Genomic DNA, 16801 nt, shown 5'->3' with positions numbered 1-16801 from the left:
TTTATCCTTCCTGCAGGGGACGTGCGAGGAGCCGCTGGATCAGCAGCGCAGTGTTCACGACGGCCAGACGCTGGCCACCGTCCGCTTCGACGAAGCGCGTGAGGGTGTCACCGCCCGTGGCGCCGGGATCGACGACGGCAGCGGCGGCGGTGATGGCGGGGACCTGGAGGGCGATGCGCGGCGCCGCATGGCGCAGCACCAGCATCGCGCGGCCGGGCTCCTCGGGGGTGGCCAGGCGCAACGCCACGGCCGGATCGAAGAGGTTGAGGACGGCGCCCCGCCACGCGATCAGCCCCACCAGAGCCGCAGGCGCGCCCGGAACCGCGGTGACGCGCGGGATCGCCGCCACCTCGAAGAGGTCCGCGAGCGGGGTCGCATAGGTTTCCTCACCCAGGGTCCAGGTGAGGACGCGGATGCGGCTGCGCTGGTCGGCTGCCTCAGGCGGAGCGAGCGCGCGCTGGCGCTCTGCGAGCACGGCTGCGACGGCCTCTGCATCGAGGAAGGGCGCTGCGACACGGAGGTCGCCCGGCATGCTCATGCGGCGCCCCCGAGGGTGGCGCGGACGGCGGCGACGAGGCTGCCTGCGGTCATGCCGTCGCCCTCCGGCAACTCGGCGTCGTTCGCCATCCCGGCGGCTGCGCGCGCGGCATTGCGGAGCGCGCGGTTGCCCTCGGCGTCGCGCCCATGCGCCAGGAGATGTCGGCCAAGCAGATAATGCGCCATCGCGAACCCGTTATCGAGATATAGCGCGCTGCGAAATCCCCGCTCTGCACGAACCCCGTCTCCAAGCGCGAGCGCGCCGAGCGCTGCGAGGTAGTGGGCGACCGGGTCGCGCGGTGTGGCGAGCGCCTCCTGCTCCGCCAGTTCGAGTGCCTGGCTCGCGTCGCCGCGGGACAGCGCGGTGCGCACTTCTCCGGTTGCGGCGGGCTTGGGCGGTGGCGATGTTGGAGGCGGCGGCGGGGCAGGCTGCGGCGGGGGACTGACAGGCGGCGCGGCCTTGACTGGTGCCGCTGGCGGCGGGGCAAGTGATGCGAGCGGCGGTGGCGGCGCGGGCGCGGCTGCGGGAAGCTCGGCGGGTCCGTCCAGCCGTGCGTATGCAAGGACACCGTCGACGAGCACCGGACGTGCGACGTCCGCGAACTCCGGGTTCGGCTCGGCATGGCCGATGAACAGCAGCCCGGTGGGCGCGAGCCGGCGCACCAGCGCGCCGACCAGCTGCTTGGCGACGTCGCTGCGGAAATAGATCAGGACGTTGCGGCACAGGATGATGTCGAACTCGCTGAACTGCAGCGGCGCGTCGTCGTCCAGCAGCGCCATCATGTTGGCGTGTTCGAAGCGGGCGAGACCGCGATAGCGCGCCTTCAGCCGCCAGCGATCGCCTTCGCGATCGAACAGCCGCTCGCGTTCCGCCTCTCCCAGGGTACGCAATGCCCACGACGTGTAGCGCGCCTCGCGCGCGGCGGCGATCGCGGCATCGTCGATGTCGGTGCCGGTGATGCCGATCTTCCAGTCAGAGACTGCGTCTCCAAGCAGGTCGCGCAGCAGGATCGACACCGAGTGCGCCTCTGCCCCGGTCGAGCAGCCGACGCTCCAGACGCGCAGCTGGCGCTTCGCCCGCCGCTCCCGCAGCAGCTTCGGCAAGACGCAGCGGCGCAGCACATCGAACTGTTCGGCAAAGCGGAAGAAGAAGGTCTCGTTGATCGTGATCGCGCTTTCGAGCGCGCGCCATTCCGCGGCCGCCGCTTCCGGGTCCGCCAGCCGGGCGGCATAGTCCGCCAGCGTGTCGATGCCGTTCGCGGCCATGCGGCGCGCGATGTGCTCGAACAGCTGGTCGTCCTTGTCGACGTAATAATGGTGGCCGGTGCGCTCGACGATCCGCGCCTTGATGGCGGCAAAGGCGGGATCGTCGACCGGCGCAGACGGCAGCGCGTGGCGCTGCGCGGCCAGGCTCACCCGATCGCCCAGTCGGCGGCGCGCGTCTCTGCTTGCGCTGCCAACGCCGCCAGCCGCTCGCGTTCCGCTTCGCTGAGCAGCCGGGCGAGTGACAGCAGGTGTGCGGGGCCGTCGGGCAGCGTCACTTCGGCCAAGATCGCGCCATTGTGGCTCGCCTCGGCCTCCACCGGACGGATGGCGTCGGCGTCGGGGGTGACCATGTCCTCGACGCGATCGACCAGCAGGCACGGCATGGTGGCAGCAGGCCCGTGCGGCCGGATCAGATGGGAGAACAGGTCCAGGGTGCCGAGAGCAGTGCCGCCGTCGAACAGAAGCGCGGGTGCCAAGACGGGCAGCGTCTCGCCCCGGACGTCGACGAAGCCGGCGAGGGGGCGGGGCAGGGTCGGCGGCCGCGCGATCGGAAGCAGCGGCAGCACCTCGCGCACGTCCCGCGCCGGGAGCGCGAGCCGGTGGTCACCGGCACGAAACAGCAGCAGCGGATCGGGGGCACGATTGGGCATCGCGGGCTTCTATAACGCGGGCTTTCCGGCCCGTCTCCCCGCCACGCGCGTCTTTCGGGGGAGGTGTCGGCTTCCTATCTGGACCGAGATGGCCGCCCAGCTAGACCTGTTCGGAACCCCGCTGCTGCCGGGCCTCTCCTATGGCGAAGAGGTGCTCGATGCGCCTGAGGAAGCAGCGCTCGTGGCGGCGATCGACGGGTGCGCGCTGACGCCGTTCCGCTTCCAGGGGTGGACGGGCAAGCGGCTGACCGCGTCGTTCGGCTGGAGCTATGACTTCGACCGGGGGCGGATCGCGCCGGGGGCGCCGATCCCCGAGTTTCTTTGGCCTTTTCGGGAGCGCGCGGCGGCGTTGGCGGGCGTTTTGACGGCCGAGCTCGAGCAGGCACTGCTCATCCGCTATGATCCGGGGGCAGGGATCGGCTGGCATCGCGACCGGCCGATGTTCGAGCATGTCGTGGGGATTTCGCTGGGAGAACCGGCCGTCCTGCGCCTGCGGCGGCGCATCGACACCGGCTTCGACCGCCGTAGCCTGACGCTTGCGCCGCGATCGATCTACCATCTCTCCGGCGAAGCGCGGCACGCGTGGGAGCACGGCATCGCGGCGATGGAGCGCACGCGCTGGTCGGTGACCTTCCGCAGCCTGTCGGCCCTGGGCCGGCGTGCGGCGGCGTTGGCCCAGGGCTGAAGGATCACTCGGCGGTTGCGTCCTTGGGCTTGCGGCCACGGCGCTTCGGGGCGGCAGGCGCCTCTGCGGCGGCCGCATCGTCGCCACCGGTGCGTGGCTTGCGGCCGAGCCCGATGCGCTTGGCCATGTCGCGGCGGCTCTGCGAATAATTCTCCGCGACCATCGGATAGTCGGACTTCAGATTGTAGCGCTCGCGATACTGTTCCGGGGTCAGTCCGTGCCCTGCCAGATGGCGGCGCAGGGTCTTGTACGGCTTGCCGTCGATCATCGAGATGATGTGGTCCTTCGACGCGAGCGACTTCCGCACCGAGACGGCGGGCGTGTAATCTTCCGTCGGGGCCGTCTCGACCGGTTCCGAAGATGCGCCGCCGCTCAGCCCAACCACGGTCGCGTGCATCGTCTGCAGGAAGGTCGGCACATCTTCGGCCGACACGCGGTTGTTCGCATTGTTGAGCCAGGCGATGGTGAGCTCGGTTGCGAGTTCCACCGCATTCAATTCGGAAACGTCTTCGGCCATCTTCATTCCTCCGTTCATCGGCGCGCACTTGGGACTTTCCGTGCAGCGCGTCAACTTTCCAGGGTGTTGCCAGCCACACCTTGCGGCTTCGGAGCCAAAGTACCGGATCAGCATCGCGTGTGTGCCGAGTCGGGCGAAGCACCTCCGGATCCATACAAAGCAAGGATTTATTCGTGATTAACAGTGGCGAGTCGCACTTCCTCCGCGAAACGTAAGTTGCCGTATTGGGTAATAGAGGGCGGCCAAGCATCCGAACGGACGTGCATGGCCGATAAAGTCACTTTGAGCCTCGGGAGTAAGGCTGATGCTTGCCCGATTGCTAGCAACTGCAATGGTGGCAAGACATCGGGGACGTTGCGGATGCCTCGATAAAAATATTCGGATCAGCGCCTGGGGAAGCGAAGTCGGCGTCCTTCGCGTGCGGATTGCCGGGCGAGTTCGAGCAATTCGAGACCCGCGATGGCATCCTCCGGCTCGACGGGCGGCGCGCTGCCCTCGATGATGGCGGCCGCGGCCTGTTCATAGAAGCGGGGCCATATCCCGGCAGCACTAGGCAGGCGACGCTCCCCGGCCTCGCCGTCGACAAGCGTCCCCCAAGCGGATTCCGGCTCGACTCCATAGCCGGGGTCGGACGGGGTTCCGCCCGCGCGCAGCACCGGCTCCTGCGGATCGATCCCGTATTTCACGAAGCTGCCGAGCGTTCCGTGCAGCGCGAAGCGGGGGCGGGATGCCGCGACCAGAGAGGCGGCGCCCAGGATCACCCGGCGGCTTCCATAGTGGAGCGTCAGCTCGAAATAGTCGTCCACCTGCGCCGCCTCCCGCTGGATCGCGATGTCCGCCGACACCGCCTCCGGCACGCCGAACAGGCGGATCGCCTGATCGATGAGGTGCGGGCCGAGGTCGGCCAACAATCCTGCGCCGGCGTGCGGGGTCTCGCGCCAGCCCTGCTTGATGGCGGGACGGAAGCGGTCCCAGCGCAGCTCTGCGAGGTGCACCTCGCCGAGCGTGCCGTCGCGCAGCAGCTGCTCGACCGTGCGGAAGTCCGTGTCCCAGCGCCGGTTGTGGAAGACGGTGAGCATCCGCGCGTGCGTCACGGCGAGCGCGGCAAGTTCGCGCGCATCCTCGATGCTGAGGGCAAAGGGCTTGTCCACGACGACATGCTTGCCGGCCTCCAGCGCGGCGCGGGCGAGGGGCGCATGGGTGTCGTTGGGCGTCGCCACCACCACCAGATCGATCGCAGGATCCGCGAGCAGGGCGTCGACGGAAGCCACGGCGCGAGCCTGCGGATACAGCGCTGCCACTTCCTGCGCGCGCGACGTGACGACTGCGGCGAGGCGGAGGGCGGGGGTGGCGGCGATCAGCGGCGCATGAAACGCGCGCCCGGCAAGCCCGAAACCGATCAGCCCGACGTTCAGCATGGTGGATGTTCCTTTCGCGGCGATGCGTGTTGGTGCTCCCGGTCGGTGCCACTATCTTGGATTGAAGCGCAAGGAACGGAGTGTGTCGCGCTGCGGCTTGAGGCAGGCGTGGGGCAGGAGGTCGCGATGACACAGCAGCATGTTGCACAAGACCCGCGCTGGGCCCGGATCGTTGCCCGCGACGCGGCCGCGGACGGGCAGTTCTGGTACTCGGTGGCGACGACGGGCGTGTACTGCCGGCCGTCCTGCCCCTCGCGCACCGCCAACCCCGCGAATGTGACGATCCACGCGACGCTCGCAGACGCGCGCCGGACGGGCGCTCGAGCCTGCCTGCGGTGCCGGCCGGATGCGGACGGCATGTGCACGGCCGGCCTCGGTCAGGTCGCAGCGGCGTGCCGCAGGATCGAGATGGCCGAGACCCCGCCGACGCTGGAGGCGCTCGCCGCTGAAGCCGGCATGAGCCCGAGCCACTTTCAGCGCCGGTTCAAGGCGGTGACGGGCGTCACGCCCCGCGCCTATGCCGCGGAGCACCGGGCCGGGCGGGTACGGGCGGCGCTGGAAGCGGGGGCGGCCGTGACCGAGGCGATCCACGCCGCCGGCTATGGCTCGAGCGGCCGCTTCTATGCCGAGGCGGAGGCGGTGCTGGGCATGAAGCCCGGCGCCTATCGCCAGGGTGGCGCGGCCGAGACCCTGCGCTTCGCCGTCACGCCGACGAGCCTCGGCCGTCTGTTGGTCGCCGCGAGCGCCACGGGAATCGCGGCGCTGCTGCTGGGCGACGATGCCGATGCGCTGGTGGCGGACCTTCGCCGTCGCTTCGCCAACGCGCAGCTGGAGCCGGGCGGCGACGACTTCGCCGCGATGGTGTCGCAGGTGGTGGCGTTCGTGGAGGCTCCTGTCGCCACGCTCGACCTGCCGCTCGACATCCGCGGCACCGCCTTTCGCCGGCGGGTGTGGGAGGAACTGCGCGCGATCCCGGCGGGTGCGACGGCGAGCTACGCGGAGATCGCCGAGCGGATCGGCGCACCCCAGGCGGTGCGGGCCGTGGCCGGTGCCTGTGCCGCCAACGCGCACGCGCTGGCGATTCCGTGCCATCGTGTGCTTCGCAGCGACGGCGCTCTGTCGGGCTATCGCTGGGGCACGGACCGCAAGCGCGCGCTGCGCGACCGCGAAGCCGCGGCGCGCGGGGATTGCCCCGCCGGCGCTGCGGGACGAGGGCGTGCGCAACACCCAGGCGTGAGGAGAAGGCCGTGAAGAAGGTCGTGGTGGTGGTCGACACCCAGGCGGATTTCATGAACCCGGACGGCGCCCTGGCCGTCGCGGGCGCCGATGCTCTGGCGGCACCGATGGCCGAATGGCTGGCCTCGCTTGCGCCCGAGGATACGGCTGCGGTGCTCTTCACCTTCGACACTCATTTCGCCGACACCTATCCGGGCTTGCCCGAGGCGCAGCAGTTCCCGATCCACTGCGTGCGCGAGACGCCGGGCTGGCAGAATGTGCTCGATCCCGAGGTGGTGAATCCGGCGATCCCGACCTATCGGCTGGAAAAGGGCGTGTTCGCCATGTGGGAGGAGCCGGGTCTTCGCGTGGAGCCGGTGCGCGAGGGCGTGTCCGCGGACCGCGACGCGTTCTTCCGGGACCTGCGGGCGCGGGGCGTGGAGGACGCCGTGGTGATCGGGGTGGCTGCCGACTATTGCGTGCGCTGGGCGATCGACGGACTGGTGGAGCGCGGCTTTCGCGTGACCGTGCCGCAGGCGGTATCGCGCGCCCGATCGAACAGGTGCTGGCCGAGGATTTCGCCGGCCAGCCGGTCGCGCTGCGCTGAGGGGGAGTCGTTGGTGCGCCCGGCTGGATTCGAACCAGCGGCCCCAAGCTTAGAAGGCTCGTGCTCTATCCAACTGAGCTACGGGCGCACGCACGCGTTCCGTTAGCGCGCATTGCGCCGAAGCGGAACCATCCTCATAACCGCGCCATCCCGTTTCTGGAGAGAGGGGCAGCATGACGCCGGCACCCGCGGACGCGCGCAGCGTGTCCGGTTTCCGCTTCTACGACTTCGCGATGGCCGCCTTTGTCGCCATCCTGCTGCTCTCGAACGTGGTGGGCGCGGGCAAGGTCGCGACGATCGGCGGGGAGGGGCCGCTCGGCGGCTTCGTGTTCGGCGCGGGCATCCTGTTCTTCCCGATTTCCTATGTGCTCGGCGACGTGCTGACCGAAGTCTATGGCTTCGCGCGGGCGCGGCGATGCGTGTGGGCAGGCTTTGCCGCGGTGCTGTTTATGGCGCTGATGTCGGCCGTGGTGGTGGCGCTACCGCCGGCACCCGGCTGGGAGGGGCAGCGCGCTTACGAGGCGGTGTTCGGGCAGGTGCCGCGCATCGTCTTCGCCTCGGTCGCGGCCTTCTGGGTGGGCGAACTGGTCAACGCCTATGTGATGGCGAAGATGAAGCTGCTGACCGAGGGGCGGATGCTGTGGGCGCGCACCATCGGCTCGACGATCGTGGGGGAGGGAGCGGACAGCCTGATCTTCTACCCGGCCGCATTCCTGGGCGTGTGGCCGACGTCGCAGGTGCTGACGGTGATGGCGACCAACTGGGCGCTCAAGGTCGGCTGGGAAGTGGTGCTGACGCCGGTCACCTATGCGGTGGTGAACCGGCTCAAGCGTGCCGAGGGCGTGGACGTGTTCGACCGGGGCACGGACTTCTCGCCGTTCCGGCTGAAGGCGTGAAGGGAGAAGCGCCCGCTCAGGCGAGCGCTTCGACCAGTCCCTCGAACAGGCGGCGACCGTCGGTGCCGCCGTGCGCGGCTTCGATGCGGCGCTCGGGGTGCGGCATCATGCCGAGCACGTTGCCCTGCGCGTTGAGCACGCCGGCGATATCGCGCGCCGAACCGTTGACGACGCCGGCGTAGCGGAACGCGACCTGGCCTTCGCCCTCCAGACGGTCGAGCGTCTCTTCGTCGGCGAAGTAGTTGCCGTCGTGGTGCGCGACCGGGATCGTCACCGTCTCGCCCTCGGCATAGCCGCGGGTGAAGCGCGAGGTCGCGTTGGCGACGGTCAGCGGCGCGTCGCGGCAGACGAAGTTCAGCCGTGCGTTGCGCATCAGCGCGCCCGGCAGCAGGCCGGTTTCGGTGAGGATCTGGAAACCGTTGCAGATGCCCAGCACCGGCAGGCCGCGGCCCGCCGCCTCGACGACCGCGCGCATCACCGGCGAGCGGGCGGCGATCGCGCCGGAGCGCAGATAGTCACCGTAGGAAAAGCCGCCGGGAACCGCGACCAGGCCGATGCCGTCCGGCAGATCGGTGTCGCCGTGCCACACCATCGCCGGCGCCTGACCGGTCACCTGTTCGAGTGCGACCGCGATGTCGCGATCGCAGTTCGAGCCGGGGAAGACGACGACAGCGGTCTTCACGCGACGCTGTCCTGGCGCTCGACGCGGTAGTTCTCGATCACCGTGTTGGCGAGCAGCTTGCGGCACATCTGGTCGATGGCCTCGTCGCTGGTGTCGTCGGCGACGTCGAGCTCGATCAGCTTGCCGACGCGGGCGTCGGCGACGCCGTCGAAGCCGAGCGACCCCAGCGCGTGCTGGATGGCCTTGCCCTGCGGGTCGAGCACCCCGTTCTTGAGCGTCACGACGATGCGGAGTTTCATGGGACCTCGAAGGCAGTGCGTGGGTGGGTGATGGCGGCGGCTATGGCCCCGGTGCGCTCGCCAGGCAAGCGCCGCCGGAGCCGGAACGGCTTAGCGGCCGCGCTTCTTGCGATGGGTTTCCATGTCGAGCACGGCGGTGTCGCCGCCCTCGGGCAGCAGGCCCAGCCGGCGGGCCACTTCCTGATAGGCCTCGACCTCTCCGCCCAAGTCGCGGCGGAAGCGATCCTTGTCGAGCTTCTCGTTAGTGGCCATGTCCCAGAGGCGGCAGCCGTCGGGGCTGATCTCGTCGGCCAGGATGATCCGGCTGAAGTCGTTTTCCCAGATCCGGCCGAACTCGAGCTTGAAGTCGACGAGGCGGATGCCGATGCCCGCGAACAGGCCGGCCAGGAAGTCGTTCACGCGAATCGCCATGTCGGCCATGTCGTGCAGCTCGTCCTGCGCGGCCCAGCCGAACGCCAGGATATGCTCGTCGGTGACCATCGGGTCGCCGAGCGCATCGTCCTTGTAGTAATATTCGACGATCGTGCGGGGCAGCTGCTGCCCCTCCTCGATGCCCAGGCGCTTCGACAGCGAGCCGGCGACCACGTTGCGCACCACGACCTCGATCGGCACGATCTCGACCTGGCGGATCAGCTGCTCGCGCATGTTGAGGCGCCGAATGAAGTGGGTCGGCACGCCGATCTGGCCGAGCAGCGTGAAGATGTGCTCGGAGATGCGGTTGTTGAGCACGCCCTTGCCGTTGATCGTGCCCTTCTTCTGGGCATTGAACGCGGTCGCGTCATCCTTGAAATACTGGATCAACGTGCCGGGCTCGGGGCCCTCGTACAGGATCTTGGCCTTGCCCTCGTAGATCTGGCGGCGGCGAGCCATGTGCGGAACCCTTCCAAAACGATCGGCCCCGGAAGCGCGCGCGCTTGCGTGCTGCCGGGGCGGGATGGCGGCGCCTATAGCGAAGAGGGCCGGGCGTCGCAATCAGGCGTGCGTCGCGGCGCGGACGAGCGCGGTCTGCCGAAAGCGGGAGCGGGCACACGGAACGGTTGTGGAACAAGGCGCGCGCCTGCTATCCGCCGTGGCGATGGCGACCGACTTCAAGGACCCGTTCGACGCAATCGTCGATGCACCGTTCGACAGTGCCCTGTCCGAGCGCTACCTCGTCTATGCGCTCTCCACCATCACCGCGCGCTCACTGCCCGATCTTCGCGACGGGCTGAAGCCGGTCCACCGCCGGCTGCTGTGGGCGATGCGGTTGCTGCGGCTGGACCCGGCGGCGGGGTACAAGAAGTGCGCGCGCGTCGTCGGCGACGTGATCGGCAAGTACCACCCGCACGGCGACCAGTCGGTCTATGACGCGATGGTCCGGCTCGCGCAGGACTTTGCGCTGCGTTATCCGCTGGTCGACGGACAGGGGAACTTCGGCAACATCGACGGCGATAATGCCGCTGCCTATCGCTACACCGAGGCGCGGCTGACCCAGGTCGCGATCGACCTGATGGCAGGCCTCGACGAGGACGCGGTCGATTTTCGCCCCACCTACAACGGCGAGGAGCAGGAGCCGGAGCTGTTCCCCGGGCTGTTCCCGAACCTGCTCGCCAATGGCGCCGCCGGCATCGCGGTCGGCATGGCGACCTCCATCCCGCCGCACAATGCCGCCGAGCTGTTCGACGCCGCCGCCATGCTGATCGACCAGCCGGAGGCGGACGATGCCGCGGTGCTGGCGCATGTGAAGGGACCGGACTTCCCGACCGGCGGCATCGTCGTCGATCCCCCTGCCGCCATTGCCGAGGCCTATGCGACCGGCCGCGGCGGCTTTCGCGTGCGCGCGCGCTGGGACGTGGAGCGCGAGAAGGGCGGCGGCTTCCGCATCGTCGTGAGCGAAATTCCGTACGGCGTCGCCAAGGGCAAGCTGATCGAGCAGGTCGCAACCCTCATCAACGATAAGAAGCTGCCGATCCTCAGCGACATCCGCGACGAATCGGACGCCGAGATTCGCGTCGTGCTGGAGCCGCGCAGCCGAACGGTGGACCCGGCGACGCTGATGGACGGGCTGTTCCGGCTCACCGACCTGGAAACGCGCGTGCCGCTGAACCTCAACGTGCTCGACGCGACGCGCACGCCGCGGGTGATGAGTTTGCGCGAGGTGCTCCGGGCCTGGCTCGACCACCAGTTCGTGGTGCTGCGCCGCCGCTCCGAACATCGCCTGGCCAAGATCGCCGACCGGCTGGAACTGCTGGACGGCTATATTATCGCCTTCCTCAACCTTGACCGGGTGATCGAGATCATCCGCACCGAGGACGAGCCCAAGGCGGTGATGATGGCGGAGTTCCAGCTCACCGATCGCCAGGCCGAGGCGATCCTGAACATGCGGCTGCGCTCGCTGCGCCGGCTGGAGGAGATGGAGCTTCGGCGCGAGCGCGGCGAGCTGGAGAAGGAAAAGGCGGAGCTCACGTCGCTGCTGGGCTCCGAGGCGCGCCAGCGCACCCGGCTGAAGCGCGACATGGCGAAGCTGCGCGATCGCTATGGCCCGGAGACCGCGCTCGGCAAGCGCCGCACCAGCGTGGAAGAGGCGGCACCGGCGCGCGAAATCCCGCTGGAGGCGATGATCGAGCGCGAACCGATCACTGTCGTGCTGTCGCGGCGCGGCTGGATCCGCGCGCTGAAGGGGCACAATGACCTGGCTGCGGCGGAGACGCTGAAGTTCAAGGAAGGCGACGGCCCGCTGTTCGCGTTCCACGCCCACACCACGGACAAGCTGCTGCTCGCGACCGATGCGGGCCGCTTCTACACGCTGGGCGCCGACAAGCTGCCGGGCGGGCGCGGTTTCGGCGAGCCGGTGCGCGCGATGGTGGACATGGACGGCGATGCCGAGATCGCGGGATTTCTGCGGGCGGCGCAGTCGGACCGGTTGCTGCTGGCGGCGAGCGACGGTCGCGGCTTCATCGTCCGGATCGCCGACGTGATCGCCGAGACCCGCAAGGGCAAGCAGGTGATGACGCCGCGCCCGGGTGCGCGCTTGCGCGTCATCCGACCGATCGCGCCCGACGACGATTATGTCGCGGCGATCGGCGACAATCGGAAGCTGGTGGTGTTCCCGCTTGCGGAAGTGGCCGAACTCGCGCGCGGGCAGGGCGTGCAGCTCCAGCGCTTCCGCGACGGGGGCCTGTCCGACGTGCGCACCTTGCGCTTCGCGGACGGGCTCAGCTGGACGATGGGTGGCGAGACCGGCCGGGTGCGCACCGAGGCGGACCTGAGCCCGTGGCGCGCCGCGCGTGGTGCTGCGGGGCGCATGCCGCCGACCGGCTTCCCGCGCGACAACCGCTTCGACTGAGACGATCGTTCGAAACGCAGCATTAACGCACCGGACCTAATCCGGAGTGGATGGTACTGCTTTCGCAACGGCGATCTAGCGCACACGAGGATGCCGGAAACCCGGGTCCTTCCGGAGAGGACATGAGCCGATCCCTGGCGACCGAGCCGTTCCTGGACGTCCTGCCGATGCCCGCGGCAGTGGCGACGCTTCGCGACGGCAAGGTAACCCTCTCCCGGATCAACAGCGGCTTCCGGCAGATCGATGCCGAGGCAGGGCCGAAGGGCGCGCTCGACTGCAGCGACATGCGGGCGCGCATCCACCGGTTCCTGGAGGGAGATGCGCTTCGGGACGTGTTCGAATGGACGCTCGGGCAAGCGGTTGATGCACGCTACTATCGGGTAGTGCTCACCCGGCGGAGCGGGGCGCGTGCCCGTCGTTGCCTGCTGTCGCTGATCGACCGCACCCCCGAGGAGCGGACGGAGCACAGCCTGCGGCGCGAGATGGCGATCGACGCGCTCACCGGGCTTCCCAACCGCGCGGGCTTCGAGGACCGGCTGGAGGAGGTGTTGGCGAACGGCGGGCGCGAACAATACGCGGTCCTCGCACTCAACCTCGACCGGTTCAGCCGCATCAACGCCTGCCTGGGCGGCATCGTCGGAGACGAACTGCTCATCTCGGTCGCCCGCCGCCTGAAAGGGGCGTTGCGCCAGCCGGACGTGCTGGCGCGGACCGGCGGGGATGAGTTCGCGATCCTGCTGTCCGGCGTCAGTCGCAGCGACGATGCCACCGAGGTGGCGGAGCGAATTCGAGGCGCCCTGGCGATCCCGTTCACGCTTTCGGATTTCGAGGTTCGCATCGGCTGCTCGATTGGGATCGCCCTGGGCGCGAGCCTGGCCGCGGATCACGAGAACATGGTCCGCCACGCGCAGTTCGCAGCGAAGCGTGCCAAGCGCACCGGCCTTCCGGAGGTGTACCGGTCCGAGGCGCTGGACGTGATGCGTGCCGAATTCTCGATCGAGACCGAGCTGCGCCGGGCGATCGATTCCGGCAATCTGCACCTGCACTACCAGCCGATCTGCGACCTTGCGACGGGCAGGATCGTCTCGTTCGAGGCCCTGGCGCGCTGGCGGACGGAGGCGGGGGAAGACATCCCGCCCGCCCGGTTCATTCCCGTGGCCGAGGAAGCCGGACTGATCGTGCCCATGGGCCGGTGGGCGCTGGACGAGGCGATGCGCACCCTCGCCGGCTGGGACCGGGTGAGCGGGGCGAGCTGTGGACTGACGGTCGCCGTCAACCTCTCCGCCGTCCAGCTGCGGCGGGACAATGTGGTCGCCCTGGTGGAGCGCACGCTTGCGGCGCACAATTTGGCGCCGCGGCGGCTGACGATCGAGCTGACCGAAAGTGCGATCGTCAGCGACCGGGACCCCACCGCCGAGACGCTTCGGGCGCTCAAGGCGCTCGGTACCACGATCGCCATGGACGATTTCGGCACCGGCTATTCGAACCTGGGATATCTCCAGAGCCTGCCGATCGACCTGCTCAAGATCGACCGCAGCTTCGTGTCGGGGATGCTGGCGAACCGCGACAAGGTGGCGATCGTACGCGCGGTGCTCAGCCTTGCGCAGACGCTGGGCATGCGCACCACCGCCGAGGGCATCGAGACCGAGGCGCTGGAGCAGACGCTGGGCGCGCTCGGCTGCGACTATGGGCAGGGCTATCTCTATGCCCGCCCGGTCGACGCCGAGCGTGCCTATCAGCTGCTGCTGGAACGCAACCGCTGATCGAGTTCCGCCACGGTTAGCGCCTCGACGCGCGCCGCGTCGGGGAAGCCTTCCGCAATCCACTGGTCCTCGATCCGGCGCAGGGCGCGGGCGACGTCCGGGCCCTTGCCGATGCCGCGCGCGACCAGCGCGCCGCCGGTCAGCGGAAACGGCGGGCGGACCCAGTCGAGGAGGTCGGCGACGGCGCCTGCCGCTTCCGGGTCGTCCGACAGCAGCAGGCGGTCGATCGCCCCTTCGGTTCCGATGCGATAGGCGAGCGCGCGCGGGGAGCTGACGCCCTCGGCACTTGCCGCCAGCGCCAGCCGCTTGCGCTGCGCGTTGGAGAGCTTGAACCGGGCGCCGACGGACTCGAGCGCGTACGCAGGGATCAGCGCGACCAGCCGGCGGATCGCGTCGGGGGCGACGCCACAGGCCTGTTCCCGGGCTGCCAGGCGGGCGAGTCGAGCGACGCCGCTGGAGTCGATCTCCGGCAGGACGGGCACGAAGATGCCCTGCGCCTGCATCAACCCGACGACTTCTACGGCCGAGCGCGCGACCAGCAGCTTGAGCAGCTCGTCGGCGACCCGTTCACGCGAGAGCGCCATCAGGTCGTTTGCGCGCGCGACACAGGCGGCGAGACCCTCCGGGTCGGGCGTGTCGCCGAACCGCGCGAGGAAGCGGAAGAAGCGCAGGATCCGCAGGTGATCCTCGGCGATGCGGCGCAGCGGATCGCCGATGAAGCGCACGCGGCCGGCGCGCAGATCGGCAACGCCGTCGAAATAGTCGGTGATCCGACCGGTGACCATGTCCGCATAGAGCGCGTTCATGGTGAAGTCCCGCCGCGCCGCGTCCTCGCGCCAGTCGTCGGTGAAGGCGACGGTGGCGTGTCGTCCGTCGGTCGCCACGTCGCGGCGAAGGGTGGTGACCTCCACCGGGCCGCTTTCCAGCACCGCGGTGATGGTGCCGTGCTGAAGGCCGGTGGGAACGGCACGAATGCCGGCCGCCTTCAGGCGCGCCAGGACCGCCTGCGGATCATGAGCGGTGGCGACGTCCAGGTCTGCGGCGGCGATGCCAAGCAGCGTGTCCCGAACGACGCCGCCTACGAAGCGGGTATCGCCGCGATCGCCGCCCAACGCGTCCGCGAGGGCGGCGAGCCCGGGCCGGTCCTGCCAGTCGGCGGCAGGCAGCGTCAGGCCGTCCACGCGAGCCTCCGCGACAAGTTCACCAGCATCGCTGCCGTAGCACCCCATATTCTCCAGCCTTCGAACCAGATCTCGTAATAATGCCGTTCCCGGCCGCGCCAGCTTGCGTGCCCCTTGGCGTGGTTGGCCGCGTCGAGGAGAAAAGCCAGCGGCACCTCGAACACCGCCGCCACCTCGTGCGGGTTGGGGGCGAGCGGCAGGTCGGGCGCGACCACGCCCACCACGGGCGTGACGGTGAAGCCGGTGGCGGTGCGATAGCGATCGAGGCTCGCCACCACGTCGACGGCCTCGCGCGGCAGCGCCACTTCCTCCTCTGCCTCGCGCAGTGCGGCGGCGACGGGATCGGGGTCTTCCGGATCGATGCGGCCGCCGGGAAAGGCGATCTGGCCGGCATGGTTGCGCAGCGTCGCCGTCCGCTGGGTCAGCAGGATGCCCGGCTCCTCCCGGTCCGTGACCGCGACCAGTACCGCCGCCTCGCGCCAGCGGACGGCCGCCACTTCATCCTCGTCGAAATCCCCGGTCAGCAGCGGCATCTGCGCCGGCTGCGCGAGGCCGGCACGCAACCGTTCGGCGAGCGTCATGCCGCGTCGAGCGGGAAGAAGCTGCCCGCGCTCCACACGCCGGGGACGGGATCCTGTCCCTCACGCGCCAACGCGCGCTCGATCAGCTCGTAGTAGACCGGCCGCGCGATGCGCGCGTCCATGCCGCCGCGAACCTGCAGATAGGGGAGGGGGCCGTCCGCGCCCTGTTCGAAGCGCAGGGGGTGGCCCGCGTCCGCCAGCACCAGGTCGCCCGTGTTCAGGCGGAAGATCAGCCGGCTTTCGCTGCCCTCGCCCTCGGCGCGAAGCTCGCTTGCCACGAACGGCGCATCCTCGACCGCGATGGAGAGCTTTTCCACCGGAGTGACCAAGACGTAGCTGCCGTCGGGCTCGCGCCGCAGGATGGTGGAGAAAAGCCGCACCATCGATTCGCGGGTGATCGGCGCGCCTTCGTGAAGCCAGCGGCCGTCGCGGAGGATCGTCATGCCGCTGTCCCCGCAATGCGGCGGATTCCAGCGCTCGACCGGCGGCAGCCGGTCTTCCTCCATCAGCTGGGCAATCTCTGCGAGGGAGAGCGAGGCGAGATCGGGGAGGGGACGCATGGGCATGACCCGACCTTCGATGGCGACCCGGGGGCGCGGGCGCAACCCCGCACAACCCTCAGTCCGGCACGACCCGCCGTGGCTGAAGCTCCCCCGCGCACTCCGGAACTCCCGTACCGCGGGCCAGCAGGCGGCGCGCTTCGAAGGGCCCGGGAAGGCGCCAGCGGCTCGTGTGCGCTGCGTCGAAGCCGAAGAAGCGGCCGTAATATTCCGGATCGCCGATCAGCATCAGCGGCAGCGGATCGCGCATCGCGTCCGCGGCGTCGAGCATGTGGCGCATCAGCATGCGCCCGATGCCGCCCTGCTGCGCCGCCGGCTCCACCGCGACAGGCCCTACCATCACCATCGCCACGCAGTCGCCGTCGTCGCAGGCGAGCGAGACCGGCCAGCACTGGATGGTGCCGAGCAGCGCGCCGTCTTCCGCCACCGCTGCAAAGCTGAGCTCCGGGATCGCGCGAGTCCCGGCACGCACGCGATAGGCGGTGCGCTCATGGCGACCGGGCCCGAATGCGCGGTCGAGCAACGCTTCGACCTGGTGCGGGGCGATCTGGGCAAGCGGGACGAGGTGGATCACGGAAGCAGACGACTCCTCCCCGGCGGGACTGCCGAGGGCGCGCGCGTTTAGCCCCCGTGCGGGCGGACGCAAAGCTGAATCGCGGGCGGCGGTCGTGCTCTCCGG

18 protein-coding genes, 1 tRNA gene and 1 pseudogene are annotated in these 16801 nt (G+C 69.6%); 7 read left to right on the top strand and 13 right to left on the bottom strand.

Annotated features, from left to right (window positions below):
- Position 1: 1 nt before the first annotated feature.
- Genes MHZ35_RS04305 through MHZ35_RS04295 form a run of 3 tightly spaced genes read right to left on the bottom strand, consistent with a single transcriptional unit; the run spans position 2 to position 2453 of the window.
- Entirely contained in the window at positions 2-538 is a 537-nt protein-coding gene (locus tag MHZ35_RS04305; protein ID WP_239434525.1) for a chemotaxis protein CheW, read from the bottom strand.
- The gene (locus MHZ35_RS04300; RefSeq protein ID WP_239434524.1) at positions 535-1953 is read right to left on the bottom strand and encodes a CheR family methyltransferase; all 1419 of its coding nucleotides are present in this window, start codon (positions 1951-1953) and stop codon (positions 535-537) included. The genes MHZ35_RS04305 and MHZ35_RS04300 overlap by 4 nt, the downstream gene beginning before the upstream one ends.
- Complete coding sequence (locus MHZ35_RS04295; protein WP_239434523.1) at positions 1950-2453, bottom strand: chemotaxis protein CheW; 504 nt, start codon at positions 2451-2453, stop codon at positions 1950-1952. Before MHZ35_RS04295 ends, MHZ35_RS04300 begins: the two co-directional genes overlap by 4 nt.
- 88 nt (positions 2454-2541) lie before the next feature.
- Here MHZ35_RS04295 and MHZ35_RS04290 point away from each other — a divergent pair, with 88 nt between their 5' ends.
- Positions 2542-3138, top strand: a complete 597-nt coding sequence (locus MHZ35_RS04290; protein WP_239434522.1) for an alpha-ketoglutarate-dependent dioxygenase AlkB — start codon at positions 2542-2544, stop codon at positions 3136-3138.
- Between the two features lie 4 nt (positions 3139-3142).
- Here MHZ35_RS04290 and MHZ35_RS04285 read toward each other — a convergent pair whose 3' ends face one another.
- A complete protein-coding gene (locus tag MHZ35_RS04285) occupies positions 3143-3655 on the bottom strand; it encodes a MucR family transcriptional regulator (protein WP_239434521.1) in 513 nt (170 codons plus the stop codon).
- A 383-nt stretch (positions 3656-4038) separates the two neighbouring features.
- Complete coding sequence (locus MHZ35_RS04280) at positions 4039-5073, bottom strand: oxidoreductase (protein WP_239434520.1); 1035 nt, start codon at positions 5071-5073, stop codon at positions 4039-4041.
- A 126-nt stretch (positions 5074-5199) separates the two neighbouring features.
- Between MHZ35_RS04280 and ada the strand changes: the two genes are divergently transcribed.
- The 3 genes and pseudogenes from ada to MHZ35_RS17990 all read left to right on the top strand — a co-directional run bounded on the left by ada (position 5200) and on the right by MHZ35_RS17990 (position 6895).
- Positions 5200-6324, top strand: a complete 1125-nt coding sequence (ada, locus tag MHZ35_RS04275; protein WP_239434519.1) for a bifunctional DNA-binding transcriptional regulator/O6-methylguanine-DNA methyltransferase Ada — start codon at positions 5200-5202, stop codon at positions 6322-6324.
- Positions 6325-6362: 38 nt separating this feature from the next.
- A pseudogene (locus MHZ35_RS18175) lies at positions 6363-6764 on the top strand (cysteine hydrolase); the annotation flags it as partial.
- Positions 6764-6895, top strand: coding sequence for a hypothetical protein (locus MHZ35_RS17990; RefSeq protein ID WP_274615641.1), 132 nt, complete (start codon positions 6764-6766; stop codon positions 6893-6895). The pseudogene MHZ35_RS18175 and the gene MHZ35_RS17990, both read left to right, overlap by 1 nt.
- Before the next feature lie 11 nt (positions 6896-6906).
- Here MHZ35_RS17990 and MHZ35_RS04270 read toward each other — a convergent pair.
- Positions 6907-6983 (bottom strand) — tRNA-Arg (locus MHZ35_RS04270).
- Positions 6984-7068: 85 nt separating this feature from the next.
- Between MHZ35_RS04270 and MHZ35_RS04265 the strand changes: the two genes are divergently transcribed.
- Positions 7069-7791 carry a queuosine precursor transporter gene (locus MHZ35_RS04265; RefSeq protein ID WP_239434518.1) on the top strand — a complete coding sequence of 241 codons (723 nt, stop codon included), beginning with the start codon at positions 7069-7071 and terminating at the stop codon, positions 7789-7791.
- A gap of 16 nt (positions 7792-7807) precedes the next feature.
- On the opposite strand, the gene purQ is transcribed toward MHZ35_RS04265, so the two are convergent.
- From purQ to purC, 3 genes are all read right to left on the bottom strand, one after another.
- Positions 7808-8473, bottom strand: a complete 666-nt coding sequence (gene purQ, locus MHZ35_RS04260) for a phosphoribosylformylglycinamidine synthase subunit PurQ (RefSeq protein ID WP_239434517.1) — start codon at positions 8471-8473, stop codon at positions 7808-7810.
- Positions 8470-8712 (bottom strand): phosphoribosylformylglycinamidine synthase subunit PurS, encoded by a 243-nt coding sequence (gene purS, locus MHZ35_RS04255; protein ID WP_129340314.1) that lies wholly within the window; start codon positions 8710-8712, stop codon positions 8470-8472. Before purS ends, purQ begins: the two co-directional genes overlap by 4 nt.
- A gap of 90 nt (positions 8713-8802) precedes the next feature.
- A complete protein-coding gene (gene purC / locus MHZ35_RS04250) occupies positions 8803-9582 on the bottom strand; it encodes a phosphoribosylaminoimidazolesuccinocarboxamide synthase (protein ID WP_132882083.1) in 780 nt (259 codons plus the stop codon).
- 205 nt (positions 9583-9787) lie between these two features.
- Between purC and parC the strand changes: the two genes are divergently transcribed.
- Positions 9788-12037 carry a DNA topoisomerase IV subunit A gene (gene parC / locus MHZ35_RS04245; protein ID WP_239434516.1) on the top strand — a complete coding sequence of 750 codons (2250 nt, stop codon included), beginning with the start codon at positions 9788-9790 and terminating at the stop codon, positions 12035-12037.
- 122 nt (positions 12038-12159) lie between these two features.
- The gene (locus MHZ35_RS04240) at positions 12160-13800 is read left to right on the top strand and encodes a putative bifunctional diguanylate cyclase/phosphodiesterase (protein ID WP_239434515.1); all 1641 of its coding nucleotides are present in this window, start codon (positions 12160-12162) and stop codon (positions 13798-13800) included.
- Here the strand turns inward: MHZ35_RS04240 and MHZ35_RS04235 are convergent.
- Genes MHZ35_RS04235 through MHZ35_RS04220 form a run of 4 tightly spaced genes read right to left on the bottom strand, consistent with a single transcriptional unit; the run spans position 13773 to position 16696 of the window.
- Positions 13773-14981, bottom strand: a complete 1209-nt coding sequence (locus MHZ35_RS04235; protein ID WP_239434514.1) for a CCA tRNA nucleotidyltransferase — start codon at positions 14979-14981, stop codon at positions 13773-13775. The genes MHZ35_RS04240 and MHZ35_RS04235 overlap by 28 nt on opposite strands.
- A complete protein-coding gene (locus MHZ35_RS04230) occupies positions 14969-15562 on the bottom strand; it encodes a CoA pyrophosphatase (RefSeq protein ID WP_239434513.1) in 594 nt (197 codons plus the stop codon). Before MHZ35_RS04230 ends, MHZ35_RS04235 begins: the two co-directional genes overlap by 13 nt.
- Positions 15559-16128 (bottom strand): DUF1285 domain-containing protein, encoded by a 570-nt coding sequence (locus MHZ35_RS04225; RefSeq protein WP_239434512.1) that lies wholly within the window; start codon positions 16126-16128, stop codon positions 15559-15561. The genes MHZ35_RS04230 and MHZ35_RS04225 overlap by 4 nt, the downstream gene beginning before the upstream one ends.
- A 52-nt stretch (positions 16129-16180) precedes the next feature.
- Positions 16181-16696, bottom strand: a complete 516-nt coding sequence (locus tag MHZ35_RS04220; protein WP_239434511.1) for a GNAT family N-acetyltransferase — start codon at positions 16694-16696, stop codon at positions 16181-16183.
- Positions 16697-16801 lie beyond the last annotated feature (105 nt).

The sequence above is a fragment of the Sphingomonas sp. ACRSK genome, assembly GCF_022346685.1.
Taxonomy (GTDB): Bacteria; Pseudomonadota; Alphaproteobacteria; order Sphingomonadales; family Sphingomonadaceae; genus Sphingomonas; species Sphingomonas molluscorum.
Note: the sequence above shows the minus strand (reverse complement) of the source record. Positions and strands in the feature narration are given on the sequence as shown.

Bases quoted from the DNA above. Each gene is read 5' to 3' on its own strand.
- MHZ35_RS04305 (WP_239434525.1), bottom strand. From the start codon at position 538: ATGAGCATGCCGGGCGACCTCCGTGTCGCAGCGCCCTTCCTCGATGCA.
- MHZ35_RS04295 (WP_239434523.1), bottom strand. From the start codon at position 2,453: ATGCCCAATCGTGCCCCCGATCCGCTGCTGCTGTTTCGTGCCGGTGAC.
- MHZ35_RS04290 (WP_239434522.1), top strand. From the start codon at position 2,542: ATGGCCGCCCAGCTAGACCTGTTCGGAACCCCGCTGCTGCCGGGCCTC.
- MHZ35_RS04285 (WP_239434521.1), bottom strand. From the start codon at position 3,655: ATGGCCGAAGACGTTTCCGAATTGAATGCGGTGGAACTCGCAACCGAG.
- MHZ35_RS04280 (WP_239434520.1), bottom strand. From the start codon at position 5,073: ATGCTGAACGTCGGGCTGATCGGTTTCGGGCTTGCCGGGCGCGCGTTT.
- ada (WP_239434519.1), top strand. From the start codon at position 5,200: ATGACACAGCAGCATGTTGCACAAGACCCGCGCTGGGCCCGGATCGTT.
- MHZ35_RS04265 (WP_239434518.1), top strand. From the start codon at position 7,069: ATGACGCCGGCACCCGCGGACGCGCGCAGCGTGTCCGGTTTCCGCTTC.
- purS (WP_129340314.1), bottom strand. From the start codon at position 8,712: ATGAAACTCCGCATCGTCGTGACGCTCAAGAACGGGGTGCTCGACCCG.
- purC (WP_132882083.1), bottom strand. From the start codon at position 9,582: ATGGCTCGCCGCCGCCAGATCTACGAGGGCAAGGCCAAGATCCTGTAC.
- parC (WP_239434516.1), top strand. From the start codon at position 9,788: ATGGCGACCGACTTCAAGGACCCGTTCGACGCAATCGTCGATGCACCG.
- MHZ35_RS04240 (WP_239434515.1), top strand. From the start codon at position 12,160: ATGAGCCGATCCCTGGCGACCGAGCCGTTCCTGGACGTCCTGCCGATG.
- MHZ35_RS04230 (WP_239434513.1), bottom strand. From the start codon at position 15,562: ATGACGCTCGCCGAACGGTTGCGTGCCGGCCTCGCGCAGCCGGCGCAG.
- MHZ35_RS04225 (WP_239434512.1), bottom strand. From the start codon at position 16,128: ATGCCCATGCGTCCCCTCCCCGATCTCGCCTCGCTCTCCCTCGCAGAG.